Origin of the sequence: Bacillus cereus group sp. MG16, from assembly GCF_040459875.1 — a bacterium.
GTDB lineage: Bacteria > Bacillota > Bacilli > Bacillales > Bacillaceae_G > Bacillus_A > Bacillus_A paranthracis.
In genome coordinates, this window is record NZ_JARVHE010000001.1 from 4,176,779 (window position 1) to 4,191,412 (window position 14,634).

The following is a 14,634-nucleotide window of genomic DNA, read 5'->3' on the forward strand; positions in this document are numbered from 1 at the left end:
TTATCGATCCTTCCTCTTGTTCTCCTCTGTCTTCTCATCTAAAATGCGTTTTAATTCATTAATATCTTCTGAAGATAATTTCTCCTCTTTTAAGAAATTAACAAGTAATGGCTTAAACGCCGCACCGCAAAAACGCTTTAGTAAAGATTTTGTTTCCACTTGCAAATAATTATCTTGTGATACTAACGGATAATAAGCGTACATACGTCCTTTATCTTGATGGTAAGAAACAGCTTCCTTTTGTACTAACCGATTAATTAATGTACGGATTGTTTTCGGTTTCCAGTCCATTGCATCTTCCAGTTCTTCTATAATTTCATTCGCTGTTTGTGGAAATTTCGACCAAAGTACTTTCATAATTTCTAATTCTGCTTCAGATATTTTAGGTAATTGATTTGTCATAATATATTTCACTCCCTTGTATTACATTTGTAATCTATAACTAAGATTACAAATGTAATACTTAATTGTCAACCATATTTTAGAAAAAACTAATTTCAACTAAACCTTACTTCCCAACAACAAATTTCTCTTTTTTCAAATAATCAAATAAAAAAACAAGAAAATCTTTACATTTAATAGTAATATAGAAAATAGACAAGTTTATCCGACTTTAATGGGCAGTAAGACCCCCACCTCAAAATTCAGCGAAAGCAAAGAATTTAGGTGGGGAATCAACTGCCCATAAAAGTCCGATTGGTGAAGACTAATAATCAGTGGGGGATGAAGCCCCCACTGATTAAAGCTTCACTTTATCAAAACAGTGGAGGCTTTTTCAGTCATGATGCGTGCACTTCGTTTAAATATAAAGCAAGCTTTTTGTAATCGTGTTTCTTTAATTATTATGTTTAGTGGATTCGTTCTTATTTGTATTTATCATTATTATTATGTCATTCGTTATTTAGGGGACGCTGCAAGCGGACCTATATCAACAGATATAAAATGGATTGGATTTCGTGATAATGAAATGGATGTTTATTTATTATTAATGCCAGTTATTGCGAGTTTCCCCTTTAGTACAAGTTACAATTCCGATAAGTCAGATGGTTTTAAACCGTTCGTGAGCAAAGGAATTTCTTTATTTCCTTATTCAGTAACGAAATATATCGTTACGTTTTTTTGCGGAGGATTTCTTTATACCTTTCCATTCATCTTATCGTTATTATTTTGCAAATTAACAATTCCAGACGGAACACCTACGATTGGTTCTGGCATCATAAATGAGGATGGAATGTTCGCAAACCTATACTTCGATGCGCCTCTCACTTACATTACGGTATATATTGGAATTAATTTTTTATTTGCAGGTTTAATGGCCCTCTTAGGACTTGCTGCATCTGCATGGTCACAAAAAGACTATATGGCGATTCTATTTCCATTTGCAGTTAACTCCATTCCGTACGTCCTACTAAATACAATATTCCCTACAATAGGTGGGGCACCTATTCATTTATATGACCCAAAGCAACCATTGCAAGGCATGTCACCATATATTTTAATGATGCAATGTGCTTTCTTCTTTTTCGTTAGCTTACTTATGTATATACAAGGAGTAAAACGTGATAGAAAAAAATATAAAAGAAGACTGCAAAAAAGAGATCGATGTAGAAAAGCGTTTCAAGTAATTTCAGACTAAATCATTGAACGAATAAGAGCGTAATTCCCTAATTTAGATTAGAGAATTACGCTCTTATTATCATTTACATGTATCAATCGTATATTTTCACTATTCATATCATCCCCCCCCCCTTTACGGCGTACCAGCCAATCCCCATAAAATAACGACCGCTACAAAATAAATCGCTTTAATACCTACCACTAAACATACTGAAATAATTGCATACTTACTTAATTCCTTTTTAATGCCCAATATAGTACAAATCACCGCTAGACCGAATAACGTATAAACGATGTTTGTGCTTAGTGTGCCTAAATAATACATACCTAGCAATTGCGTAAGACCTGTTACATCAGCTACAAACTTAATGATTATAAAAATGCTAAAAAAAATCGCTAGTTGATTCATTAATTTCCCGTTTAGTTGGGCTACCATACATGTACACCTCCTTTCAAATAATCTGAATTTCCAATTAATTATATATTTTTATAAAAAAAGGAATATATTCTTTGTAATTATATGACGATGCAAAAACAAAAAAGAACGCTTAGTTACCTAAGCGTTCCCCTACTTTAAGATGCCTTCTTCAAATCAATTTGAGCAAGTACTGGGTCGTGATCACTTACACGTCCGTGTTCTTTCATAATGTTTGAGTTTAAGTGTACTGGGTCTACAATTGTGTGTGGTGCGATGTTGTTTGTTACTAAAATATGATCTAGCACTTGTGCATTTCCTTCATGAATATACGTGTAGCGATTTTCTTTCGGCACTGTGTTTAACATATTTTTCAAGATTGTTCCTTCTAGTGCTTTTAGTGGTTTAGCAAACTCAAAATCGTTCATATCCCCTAACACAACAACTGGTGCATTCGTGTTCTTTTTCTGAATTCCTTGTACGAAATGATTTACTTCTTGTGCTAATTGAACTCGTTTTTCTTCACTTTTTAATACGAGCGGCTGTACTTTTCCAAATGGTGTTGCATCTCCTATTTTTGAGTTTAAGTGATTTGCAACAACAACTAAATTTTGTCCTTGGAACGTAAATTCTGCCGCTAACGGTTTACGTGTACTTTCAAACAATGGATTTTCGTCTCCAATGCGAACGACATTTTTATCAAGCAACTTCGGTACTGTCGCTAATTTCACGCGTGATGGGTTATAGAAGAACCCGACGCGAATGTTAGCTCCTGGTGCTCCCCCGTCTAGATTATTATTCGGAGCAATTTCTACATACTCATACTTTGGCCCGCGAATTTCTAGCACTGCATCAATGATACGTTTTGCGCTTAACGAAGCATCTGTTGTACCGTCATTAACCGTTCCGTTATTATCTTGCATTTCCTCTACACCGATAATATCCGGCATTTTTAAATTGTATTTAATAGAATACGCTAACGCTTTTACTTTTTCATCTGTTGTTTCTTTTTTATTCGCCGAGAAGTTTTCAATATTATATGTAGCAACCGTTAATTTATCAAGACGCGGCTGAATATTTGCTCCTATTTGCTTAAATCCGCCGTCTACTACAGATGGTAATTCCGTTATTGGCGCAATGCGGAACGCACCGTAATCATATCCAACTACTCCTGTTATATCTCCAGTGAAAGTATCTCCTACTTTTGCTACATAATCACGAGGTACTTTTACAGAAAGACGCTCTGGGTTTAATTGATTTTCATCTAATACAGGTGTACCATATTTCGTTACGACTTTATTCCCGCCATTTTTCACGGTTACATATAAATTCCCGTTTTTCTGAGGTGCAATAATTTTTGGCGTTGGCATCGTAACGCGCATACCTTCTATACTTTCATAAAAATCGATTGCATCTTCATTTGGATCAAATAAACCAAATGCATCATTATCGATAATTTGATCAGGAATTTTCACACCGTTTTCTCCAAGTACAATCGGTGCTGGTAAATCTTGATTTTTTGCGATTACAGCAACGCGGCTCGCTTTAATTTCAGTCGTCGTTAAGTCTGTGTCAAACCTTTCTGCATATCCAGGCCCAACATATTCTTCTACTACTCCATCAACTTGAATAAGATCTCCTACTGCTACATTCGCATCTTTTTTGTACACATACATACCTTCTGAAGTAGCTGGATCATTATCTGGCTGATTATCTTCTATATAAAAACCATTTTTATCAAGCGCTGTTACAACGCCTTCCACATTGTATACTTTCTTCCCGTTGTAAGGGGAAAGATGTGATTTCCCTTGAATATCATGAATACGAACCGGTTCATTGTTTACGATAACAAATGAAAAAGTTGAAATTGCTGAAGAAGTAAGCCCTTCTTTCTCTGCAATTGCTTTCATTACACTATTTTCATTCACGATAATTTGTCCGTTATAACGAACGCTTTTATTTGTAGGGTTTGAGCCATCTAACGTATAGTAGATTGTTGCTCCTTCTGTATTCGTTGTTAACGTTACTGCTGTTCCTTTCGCAACTTCTCCTCCATTCGGTGAAGCTACTACATCACTAACACGGTTTTGTTCTTCCCCTTGAAACTTATGAGATGTTACTGATTTTAAACCTGGGCTACTAAAATATAATTCAAGAGTCCCTGTTAAACTAACTTTCTTCCCGATATTTTCAGGATGATCTTTTACATTCACTGCCGCTCTCACATCGCCTTTTGGCAACTGAACAGGCATAATTTTGTCTGGATCCGTTTCATTTGGCGAATCCGCAATTGCCACATTTGTATCATCAAACTTAGCCGGATCTTTCGTGTACTTAGAAGGACTTTGCGTATATCCAACGATATATCCTTCCACGATCCCCTTCGTTTTCCCTTGCTGCTTAAAAACTTGAATTGCTTTTTCTACTGACATAGAAGTCGTTTCTTCTGCTTGTACTAAAGTTCCAGTAAATGAAAGCAATAGTATAAATAATAAAAAGACACTTAACAATTTCTTCACAGCCATTTCCCTCTCCCTATTTCATATTTTCTCAGCATTTCTATCATATCAAATGATTCGTTATATAGAATGATATTTCGACAAGTTTTACAAAAAATTTATTTAATTTACAAGCTTTCAAACTATAATACAAAATAATAATTTTACACCTTCTACGAATGCGTTTTATAATATGAAAGAGAAAAAATAGAAATATCGAAATTTAGTTGGCATGTAAAATGGATTCATTTGAATAGGAGTGATTGGATGGAAGTACAGACAGAAACATACCGCGCAGCTATGAATGGAACATTAGAACGTCATTTTTCAGATATGATTGCTGTTATACCGACTAGAATTACAATTGAGCAGTTAAAACAACGGCTAGAAACTATCGCTACTAAAGTTGATGAGTTAAAAATTGTTTATAGTGATGAGACAAGCCTTATTGTTGAGTTACACATCGATGAAAAAGTCATACCGTATGAACTGCATATTGATGAAACGGATGACCCAGAAGAATACAAACTATACAATAGACAAGATTCCACAATCGTAGACCGTACTTTTGAAGATGCGGCTTATGGTACTGAAATTTTCACCCGTACGCTATTTGTAGGCGATGTACTGAACTGCTTTTTCCAGCAGTTACAGTTTTTATGGAACCTTGCGCCAGATTTGTTATTCGTAATTGATTCAAGTGCAGCAATGAAGGTAATATCTAGAAGCTATATTGAATATCACGTTGAAAATGAATTATTACCTGACATTCCTGACTTGTACGTTATTCATTCCGTTTATGAAGACGATAAAGAAGGCGAGCCTACGCAATATTGGTTTCATACACACGGCCTTTTAAGAGCGGGCGTAACAGAAATAGAATTAATTATTCCAAATCGCATTTCTTCCTACTATGGCATTGGTGACCTCTTTCAAACATTTGCGAATAATGCCGTTGAAAATGGACAAGTCCCTATGAATGAGCCTATCGTTATCGCACATAGTCAGCAAGGTTCTATACATACAGTAGCTGTGCCGTGGGAAAAAGGTTTATCTTATATTGGGCATAAAACGAGTATAGATCAATTATCTTCAATTGAGGATGAAGAAGTGAAGCTACAACCAATAGATGCACAAAACACATTCTTAGGCGGGATGGATGACCGAGATGAATACCATCAATCGCCATCTGTTCTCTTGTTCAAATTTGATACTTCAGAAGAATGTATCGAAAGCTTTTTCAAAGAACACGAGGAAGCTACAGGGCTCATGTTCTATAAAACAAATAGTGAAACGGCTCGTATGGCTTACAATGCAAAAAATACTTTCGGGTATTTCAGCAACATTTTTCAAATTGAACAATCAAATGAGGAGTTTCGTTTTCTCGCTAAGTTTGGCGTTTCCTATGAAGAGGGTAAAAGCGAGCATATGTGGTTTGAAATGCAACATATTACCGAAGACTTTATTCAAGGAATACTCATTAATGAACCATATTTTATAGAAGATATGAGTGAAGGAAATAGTTATCATTTAGATTTTGATGACTTAACAGAATGGGTTATTTATGCAGGAGATGCCGTTATAAAGCCAAATAACTTATATATGTTTATTGGTGAATAAGTAACAAAACGCCTTCAATATGATTGAAGGCGTTTCTCTTTATTGTGCGATTAATTCCGTATTCATTACTTTCTCCAAATGAGAGAGTACACGTTTTGCAGCCTTCTCACCTTGATCAATACAGTCCGGCAGACCAGATCCAGCGTAAGAACTACCTGCCAAGTATATACCTGGCAACTCTTTCTCCATAAATGTTGTGAGTTTCTTCATTCGCTCGTTATGGCCTACTGTATATTGGGGCATTGCTTCTTTCCAACGGCTTACGACTGTAAACTCTGGATTCTCTGTAATATCCATCGTCTTTCGTAAGTCTTCTAGTACAAGCTGAACGAGTTCCTCTTCTGTTTGTTCTACAACCGCTTCATCACCAGGTCGTCCAACGTAACATCGAAGAAGCGTTTTTCCTTCTGGCGTTGTATGTGGCCACTTTTTATGCGTCCACGTACATGCTGTAATTGTGTAATCACTATTTCGAGAGACAACAAATCCTGTACCATCAATATCTCGCTGAATGGCTGATTTCGGGAAAGCCATTGCTACATTCGCAACTGATGTGGACGGAATATTGCGGAAGAAACGAAACTGCTTGTACTGTGCAAACATAGATGGCAATACTTTATGTGAACTTGCCACTACGACCGCGTCCGCTTCTATTTCTTTTCCGTTACTAAGAGTAATCGTATAGCCATCACCCTGTTTTGCAACTTTTTCAATGCGAGTTCCCTTTATTATCGTACCTTCATGCATCTTTGCTTCGAGAGATTCTACAATAGATTCTAAACCTGTTTTCACTGTTTGGAAGATTCCTTTTTTCAGTTCAGCTTTCTCTTCTTTCGGAGCGAGCGTACGCATACCGAGTGAAATACTGCGATGTTTCTGCTCAATTTGATACATTTGCGGGAATGTTGACATTAAGCTCATTTCATCAATATCCCCTGCATAAATACCCGATAGTAATGGTTCTATTAAATTTTCAACCACTTCATTTCCGAGGCGATGTCTGAAAAAGTGCCCGAGTGATTGGTCAGATACTGGTTTTGATCTTGGCATTAATAGATCAAAACCAGCTCTTAGTTTACCAATTGGGGAGAACAGCCCGGAGAATAGAAACGGCGTAATTTGCGTTGGAATTCCCATCATTGATCCGCTCGGCATTTTATGTAACCGATTGTTTACGAGGATAAATGATTGACCGGCCTCATTATTTACAAGTTCATCGCCAAGACCTAATTCTTTCGCTAATCTAGCTGCACTTTCTTTTCGTGCTAAGAAAGAATCCGGTCCGCGTTCAATTGTAAATCCATCTTTTCGAACGGTTTGAATTTTTCCGCCAAGTTTACCCGATGCTTCTATCAGTAATGTATCAATCGGCAAGTTTTTTTCATGAATATTTTTTTGTAAGTTATACATTGCTGTTAATCCAGTGATGCCTCCGCCGATGATCACAACTTTTTTCCTCAAGCAGGCTCCCCCTTTCTTCTTACAGTACAGATTCTTTTTTCTTTACTACAACATCTGTTAAGCAGTCAATAAATGCATCCGATGCATTTGGCATTTCTGGACGATAATATTTCGCGCCAATTTCATCTGTTACAACTTTACACTCAAAGTCGTTGTCATATAAAACTTCTAAATGTTCCGCAACAAATCCAACTGGTGCATATACGAATGAAGTATAACCGTGCTTTTCATTTAGTTCTCTCGTTAAATCTTGTACATCTGGACCAATCCAAGGATCTGGTGTGTTTCCTGCACTTTGCCAACCTACTGCATAGTTTGCTACTTCAGCGCCTCTTGCAATATAGTCCGCTGTTTCATTTAATTGATCTGGATATGGATCGCCCATTGCGATAATTTTTTCTGGTAAGCTATGAGCTGATACGATTAATACTGCTTTTTCACGTTCTGCGTCTGACATACCGTTATATATACCTTTCACTGCATCAACCCAGTACTGGATAAATTTCGGTTCTTTATACCAGCTATCGATGCCATGAATTGTTAAGTTTCCAAGTTTCTCAGCTTCTTCTTGTGCTCGTCCAACGTATGATTTTACGCTAAACGTAGAATAGTGCGGCGCAAGAACAAGTGCGATTGCATCTTGTATACCGTCGTTATGCATATCTTTCACCGCATCTTCAATAAACGGTTCAATATGTTTTAAGCCAAGATACATATGGTACTCGACTTCATCTTGTACTTCATTTAAACGCTTCTCTAACTTCTTAGCTTGCTCTAATGTAATAGTAGCTAAAGGAGAAATACCACCAATTGCACGGTAACGCTCTGTTAAATCTTCTAGCATTTCAGGACTTGGCTTTCTTCCTCTGCGAATATGTGTATAGTAACGTTCAATATCTTCTTCTTTATATGGCGTTCCGTATGCCATTACAAGCAAACCAATTTTCTTTTTCATACAGCAATTCTCCTTTACTTCGCTAACTGCCCTTTAGAGTATTCATGAATAAATGTAGTTAAACGTTTTAATGTATCTGGATTTACTTCTGGGAATACACCGTGACCTAAGTTAAAGATATAACCCGGCTGTTTCATCCCTTGATCTAAAATACCTTTTACATGTTCTTCAATAACAGACCATGGTGCAAGTAAGAACGAAGGATCCATATTACCTTGTACCGCCTTGTGAACGCCGCGTGCACGTGCTTCTTCAATTGGTAAACGCCAGTCTAAACCGACTACATCAAGCGGTAAGTCGTGCCATTCATTTACTAAGTGTGCAGCTCCTACGCCGTGCATAATCATCGGTACACCCATCGTGCGAATTTCTGCAAAAATACGCTCCATTGCTGGTTTGATAAATACGCGGTAATCTGCTACGTTTACTGTTCCAACCCAAGAATCGAAAATTTGAACTGCTTTTGCTCCTGCGTTAATTTGCGCTTTTAAATATGTAATAACCATATCTGCTAGTTTATCCATTAATGCGAACCAAGCTTTTGGCTCTGCATACATGAACGCTTTCGTATTATGGTAGTTACGAGATGGACCGCCTTCAATCATATAGCTCGCTAATGTAAATGGAGCTCCTGAAAAACCGATTAACGGTACGTCTAACATTTCTGTCGTTAATAAACGAATTGTATCTAATATGTACGGTACGTCATCTTCTGGATTGATTTCCCCTAGTTTTTCTACGTCTTGTAAAGAACGGATTGGATTATCAATAACTGGGCCAATACCTGATTTAATTTCTACATCCACGCCAATTGCAGGTAGTGGTGACATAATATCTTTATAAAGAATTGCTGCGTCTACGTTATATTGATCAACTGGCAGTTTTGTAACGTAAGCACATAACTCTGGATTATGTGTAATTTCAAATAAAGAATACTTTTCTTTTATCTTTCTATATTCCGGCTGCGAACGACCTGCTTGACGCATATACCACGCTGGTACATAATCAGTACGTTCCCCCCTACATGCTTTTAAAAATGTCTCATTTATAGTTCTTACCAAGACCCTAGCTCCCTTCCTTACCACAATGCTTCGAATACGTTCGATATTTATCTTTTTTTACTATACAGCTTGTAAAAACAAAATGCATAATATTATGTACGTTGTTCATTAAATTGACACAAACATTCTTAAAAACGCTTACTATTTTCACAACATTCTTATTATAACACAGAGAAAAACTATGGTTTAGCTACTTTTGACTTTTCTCCTTCGCGATTCGTTTGTGTGTTATATGGTACAACGTAAAAACTCAGTTTTGAAAAGATGTTAACGAACTTTTCCTCATATTCCCCGGCACCATTTACAGTACCTACATGCGTATGAATTCCATTTTCCACTCTATAAATATGATACATAATTCTTTCATCTGGAAGTGGTGTCCAGCTTAATTTCGCTTTAAATAAACCGAAAGGGCTAAATGCTAATTTCATTTTCACATCTTCAATCTTGCGCAGCCGAATTGGAGCACCGATTGTTTCCACACCTTCTGGTTTCCTAAACTGCTCTTTCTGTTCTACATTTGCTTTCGTTAAAATTTTCTTAAACAATTTTGTTGCTGATGCACTTTCTCCTTGCAACTGATGCTCTTTATCTATGCGGTCATAACCAATCCAAACAGCGCCTACTAAATTTGGCGTATAGCCAACGAACCACATATCCCTCGCCCCATTATCGTCATTTGGTAAGGAAGTTGTACCTGTTTTCCCAGCTAACGCTCCGTTATATACACCGGCTTTCGCTGTCCCTTCCTTTACAACTCCTTCTAACATTTTCGTCATATACCATGCCGTTTGTTTCGAAAAAATTTTCGTTTCTACTTTTGGTGATTCTCCAATGACTGCGCCGTGTCTATTTAACACTTTATCAATAACGTGCGGCTCAATAATATCACCATTTGCTAAAAACGCACGGTACATTTTCACAAGATCAAATGTTGAAACACCATTTTTCAATCCGCCAAGCGCTGTACTTAAGCCAGCATCAGCAATGTGAACATTTCCTTTCTCTAAATATTGCTTTCCTTCTTCTACCCCTAACTCATTTAATAAAGAAACTGCTGGTACATTTGCTGACTCTACAATCGCATCGTACATCGTCATTTCTTTCGAATACTCATGGTTATAATTTCGAGGTTCATACCCTTCAAAAGAATGTCTTTCATTCTTTAATAAAGAATACGGATTATACTTTTTCGTTTCGAGTGCTGGCGCATAAACGATAAGTGGTTTTAGCACAGAACCGGGCTGTCTTTTTGCAAAAACACGATTGAACCCTCTCGGAACGTACTTTCTTCCACCAATCGCCGCTTTAATGCCGCCTGTACGATTATCCATTAATAAAAAAGCACCTTGCGCCCCCTCTTCTTTCCCAGGAAAATTTCTTGCATCTTGAAACTGGTTATACGCTACCTTTTGAATCTTTTCATCCATCGGTACAACAAACGTATACCCTCCGCGAAGTACTTCTTGATGAGACAATCCGTATAAACGTGCTGCTTCATCTATGACCATATCAATATACGGCATATATGCGAGCTCATTCTCATCTAAGTTTTTATAGAGAGCGATTGTCTTTCCTTGATAACGTACGCTTTCTTCGGCAGTCAAATAGCCTTGTTTATGCATAAGTGACAATACGAGATCGCGGCGTTCTTTACTCTTCTCTGGAGAAAAATAAGGTGAATAACCGTTTGGCGATTTCGGAAGACCTGCAAGCATTGCTCCTTCTTCTACTGTTAAATCTTCTACATTTTTATTAAAATACAACTTTGCTGCTGCTTGAATACCGTAAGCTCCATGACCAAAATAAATATGATTCATATACATTTCAAGAATTTGTTGCTTCGTATATTTTTGCTCTAATTGAAGGGAAATTGCGACTTCCTTCAACTTACGCGTAAATGTTTTTTCACGAGTTAAAAAAACGTTTTTAGCAAGTTGCTGCGTAATCGTGCTACCGCCTTCGACCTTCTCTCCAGCTAACGTGTCTTTATAAAGAGCACGAAATATAGACGGGTAATCAATTCCTTGATGCTCATAAAAACGAGAATCTTCCACCGCAACGAACGCCTGCTGCACATATTTCGGAATTTGCTCGATTGGCACCAAGTCTCTATTTTCTACGTATAATTTCGTAATTTCTTTCCCCTTCTGGTCAACGATACGTGATGAAGAGTGGAAAACGAGTTGCTTTTCATCCATCATATAGCCACCAGCTAACACAATTAGTTTATAAAGGACAATCGCTAATAGTAGCGTTGCTACCCCACCTAATAAAGTCCACTTTACTTTCTTCATACATCGGCCTTCTTTCCAAATGATGGTACATTTATTATTTGAAAAAGAGGTATCTTTATGTATATAATCTTCGAAGTTTTTTAAGAGAGTTGATATAATAGAAACAAATAAATAAGGGGGCATTAAAATGAAGGCTATTATTTCATACGAAACACCTCTAGAACAAGCACATTTCACTGCAAAAAATGATGAAAAAAATATGTTTTATAAAGAAAATACAGAAGAATCTGTAGAAGGATCACTTCAGTATGACGTACTAGACGCTGTTGGAGAATTTAAAGGCCAACCTGGCTATATCGTTTGTAACAACATTTCTGTAACAGACGAAGGTCGCCCAGTATTTGAAAACCGTTTTAAAAACCGCGCAGGCCTTATTGAAAACGAACCAGGATTCCAAGCAATCCGCGTTCTACGCCCATTAAGTAACGATACATATGTCATCTTAACGATGTGGGAAACAGAGCAAAACTTTAAAGACTGGACAGAATCACGTTCATTCGAAAATGCTCATAAAAAACGCCCCGCACAAGCAGAAGGACAAGCTCCGGCGCATCCACATGCAGAACAGCAAAAGAGTATTTTCTCTCGTCCGTCTTTCGTGACTACTTTTAATGTGTTAGTTTAGTTTTTTTGTATCGTGGTTTCTCCAAGGATACGGTACATGAAATTATATCGGCGATTTTTCGAATATATCGGCGCAACTCAAATTATATCAGCGATTTTTGAGATATATCGACTTATCGACAAATCACGACACAAAAAGGAAACACCGTTACACACCGGTGTTTCCTTTTTCTTTGTACCAATTATATATACAAAGCGCGTCTTCTTTTTGCATATGTTTCACTTTGTAACGATGCCCCGCTACTGATACGGTAGCTGCACATAGCTCGTCTTTCTTTTGAAAATACGATTGACTGTATCCGACTGCTTGCACATGCCTTCTTCGCATGATTCCTGTATATTTCGCGAGCCCTCGGTATACCATGACTAACTGATTGTCTCGTATCATATAACCACTACTTGTATACCGCGCGTATGCAAGTAACGTAAATATAATACATAGTGGTATGAGAGTAAATAACGTAATATTTTGTTTAAAATATATACTCGCACCTATGATTGGCACAGCGAGTACGGCACTTGCAATCCAACCCATGATGACATAACGACGTAATGCTGCTTTCGGTAAATGAACGATTTCCGCTTCCATTTCATACGGCAACTGTAAATATGCGAGTAACTGCTGCACATCTTTTTTCTTCATAAAAGGATGTAACATCACTTCATTTCCTGCCGCTTCTATACTTTGAATGACTTCTACTTCGACAGAGCAATATCCGAAAGGCTGGCGGAGAATGACTTCTTTCACCGTAATCGCTTGAATACGGTGTAATTTTAAAACAAACTCTTTCTTATCAAATAAACCTTGCACGATGCGAACTTCATTTCCGTTTCGCTCAATTTTAAAGTTCGCATATTTTAATGCATAACCTGCTGTTGAAATGACCCACGACACTGCCATTAAAATCGCCGCCATAACGATTAATTCATATACACCGTTATCCATCACATACGCTTCTACTTTATTGATAAGCCATTCTGGTAGAAATTGATTAAACTCTGTGTAAAGGATGACTAACATAGAAAACACTAATCCGAATCTACCAGATGTAATAGATGCTGCTAAAATCTCTTTCGATGTTAACTGATATACCGTCTTACTTCCTTCTTCCGCAGGCCCTTCTTCACTCACAACACTTCTTTCTTTATGTAATAAAGCAATGAGTTCCTTCGCTTCTGCTTCTCTAATACCCGCCAACATCACTTCTGGCTCAGTACCGCCGCCTGCCACTTCAATATTTAATTTCGTCAGTCCGAGCACTTGATAAATGATGTTAGAAGACGTACTAATATTTTGCACACGTTCTTTATTTAAATAACTTTCTTTCTTAACGAACACACCGTGCTTTATATGTAAAATATTACTTTCGACCCAGTACACTTTGAAATACCATTTTATCGCTGAGAAAATTGCCATAATGAATAATATGGCTAAAAGAACGAGATGAAAGAAATACCAAGGTTTTACTTGACCATCTGATTTAAATAAAACAAGGAAAATAAAAGGCAATAAACCCGCAATTCGAATACCTAATAAAATCGTGATCGGATGTTGCCTCTTATACATCCTCATCACTCACTTTCGCAAGTTCTCCAATTTGTCTTTTCAGCTGCTCTGCTTCTTCTTTCGTTAAACCTGGAATACTATGAGAAGTTGCTGCTGTTGAAATATGTAATTCTGCTAAATTGTACTTTCTCATAATCGGGCCCTGTTCAATCGTTACGTGCTGCACACGAATCATCGGAATAAGCACACGTTTTACAACGAACATTCCCTTTTGAATCTCAATCTCTTCTTCATTTAATCTGTAACTATAATAGCGCTGACGTAAATTTGGAAATACAAAATAATCGAGCGGAATAAATAGAATAGCTCCTGTGACTAACAAGCCAAACAACCAACCCCACCAATTAAAATTGATCATAAAAAAGAAATACGCAATTACGACTGCTAGTATAACTGCCGCCCCAATTAAAGCATGAATTCGCCACACTTTCAGCATATTAGAATGAATCTCCCTTTCTAACGGCTGCATCTCATCACTCCAATTATATGAATTTATTACTTATATATTAGTTGGTATAT

The 14,634-nt window shown here is 37.1% G+C and carries 12 protein-coding genes; 3 read left to right on the plus strand and 9 right to left on the minus strand.

Annotated elements, in window-relative coordinates; translation table 11 throughout:
- Window positions 1-402 carry a BlaI/MecI/CopY family transcriptional regulator gene (locus tag QCI73_RS21685; RefSeq protein ID WP_071729470.1) on the minus strand — a complete coding sequence of 134 codons (402 nt, stop codon included), beginning with the start codon at window positions 400-402 and terminating at the stop codon, window positions 1-3.
- A gap of 379 nt (window positions 403-781) precedes the next feature.
- On the opposite strand from QCI73_RS21685, the gene QCI73_RS21690 reads away from it, so the two are divergent.
- On the plus strand, window positions 782-1,636 hold the full coding sequence (locus QCI73_RS21690; RefSeq protein ID WP_048554072.1) for a hypothetical protein: 855 nt from the start codon (window positions 782-784) through the stop codon (window positions 1,634-1,636).
- Window positions 1,637-1,750: 114 nt separating this feature from the next.
- Here QCI73_RS21690 and QCI73_RS21695 read toward each other — a convergent pair whose 3' ends face one another.
- Both QCI73_RS21695 and QCI73_RS21700 read right to left on the minus strand, forming a co-directional pair.
- A complete protein-coding gene (locus QCI73_RS21695; protein ID WP_327923478.1) occupies window positions 1,751-2,053 on the minus strand; it encodes a hypothetical protein in 303 nt (100 codons plus the stop codon).
- Window positions 2,054-2,190: 137 nt separating this feature from the next.
- Window positions 2,191-4,557, minus strand: coding sequence for a DUF6359 domain-containing protein (locus QCI73_RS21700; protein ID WP_262725694.1), 2,367 nt, complete (start codon window positions 4,555-4,557; stop codon window positions 2,191-2,193).
- A gap of 240 nt (window positions 4,558-4,797) precedes the next feature.
- Here QCI73_RS21700 and QCI73_RS21705 point away from each other — a divergent pair, with 240 nt between their 5' ends.
- Window positions 4,798-6,150, plus strand: coding sequence for a DUF4026 domain-containing protein (locus tag QCI73_RS21705; protein ID WP_353823708.1), 1,353 nt, complete (start codon window positions 4,798-4,800; stop codon window positions 6,148-6,150).
- A gap of 39 nt (window positions 6,151-6,189) precedes the next feature.
- Here QCI73_RS21705 and hemY read toward each other — a convergent pair whose 3' ends face one another.
- The 4 genes from hemY to QCI73_RS21725 all read right to left on the minus strand — a co-directional run bounded on the left by hemY (window position 6,190) and on the right by QCI73_RS21725 (window position 11,924).
- On the minus strand, window positions 6,190-7,611 hold the full coding sequence (gene hemY / locus QCI73_RS21710) for a protoporphyrinogen oxidase (protein WP_262725692.1): 1,422 nt from the start codon (window positions 7,609-7,611) through the stop codon (window positions 6,190-6,192).
- 19 nt (window positions 7,612-7,630) lie between these two features.
- Window positions 7,631-8,566, minus strand: coding sequence for a ferrochelatase (hemH, locus tag QCI73_RS21715; RefSeq protein WP_000726777.1), 936 nt, complete (start codon window positions 8,564-8,566; stop codon window positions 7,631-7,633).
- A gap of 14 nt (window positions 8,567-8,580) precedes the next feature.
- Window positions 8,581-9,627, minus strand: a complete 1,047-nt coding sequence (gene hemE, locus QCI73_RS21720) for a uroporphyrinogen decarboxylase (RefSeq protein ID WP_353823709.1) — start codon at window positions 9,625-9,627, stop codon at window positions 8,581-8,583.
- Between the two features lie 179 nt (window positions 9,628-9,806).
- The gene (locus tag QCI73_RS21725) at window positions 9,807-11,924 is read right to left on the minus strand and encodes a transglycosylase domain-containing protein (RefSeq protein ID WP_353823710.1); all 2,118 of its coding nucleotides are present in this window, start codon (window positions 11,922-11,924) and stop codon (window positions 9,807-9,809) included.
- Between the two features lie 127 nt (window positions 11,925-12,051).
- On the opposite strand from QCI73_RS21725, the gene hmoB reads away from it, so the two are divergent.
- Window positions 12,052-12,549 (plus strand): heme-degrading monooxygenase HmoB, encoded by a 498-nt coding sequence (gene hmoB / locus QCI73_RS21730; RefSeq protein WP_262725689.1) that lies wholly within the window; start codon window positions 12,052-12,054, stop codon window positions 12,547-12,549.
- Between the two features lie 147 nt (window positions 12,550-12,696).
- On the opposite strand, the gene QCI73_RS21735 is transcribed toward hmoB, so the two are convergent.
- Complete coding sequence (locus tag QCI73_RS21735) at window positions 12,697-14,115, minus strand: PH domain-containing protein (protein WP_353823711.1); 1,419 nt, start codon at window positions 14,113-14,115, stop codon at window positions 12,697-12,699.
- On the minus strand, window positions 14,108-14,584 hold the full coding sequence (locus QCI73_RS21740; protein ID WP_001182705.1) for a PH domain-containing protein: 477 nt from the start codon (window positions 14,582-14,584) through the stop codon (window positions 14,108-14,110). Before QCI73_RS21740 ends, QCI73_RS21735 begins: the two co-directional genes overlap by 8 nt.
- Between the last annotated feature and the right edge of the window lie 50 nt (window positions 14,585-14,634).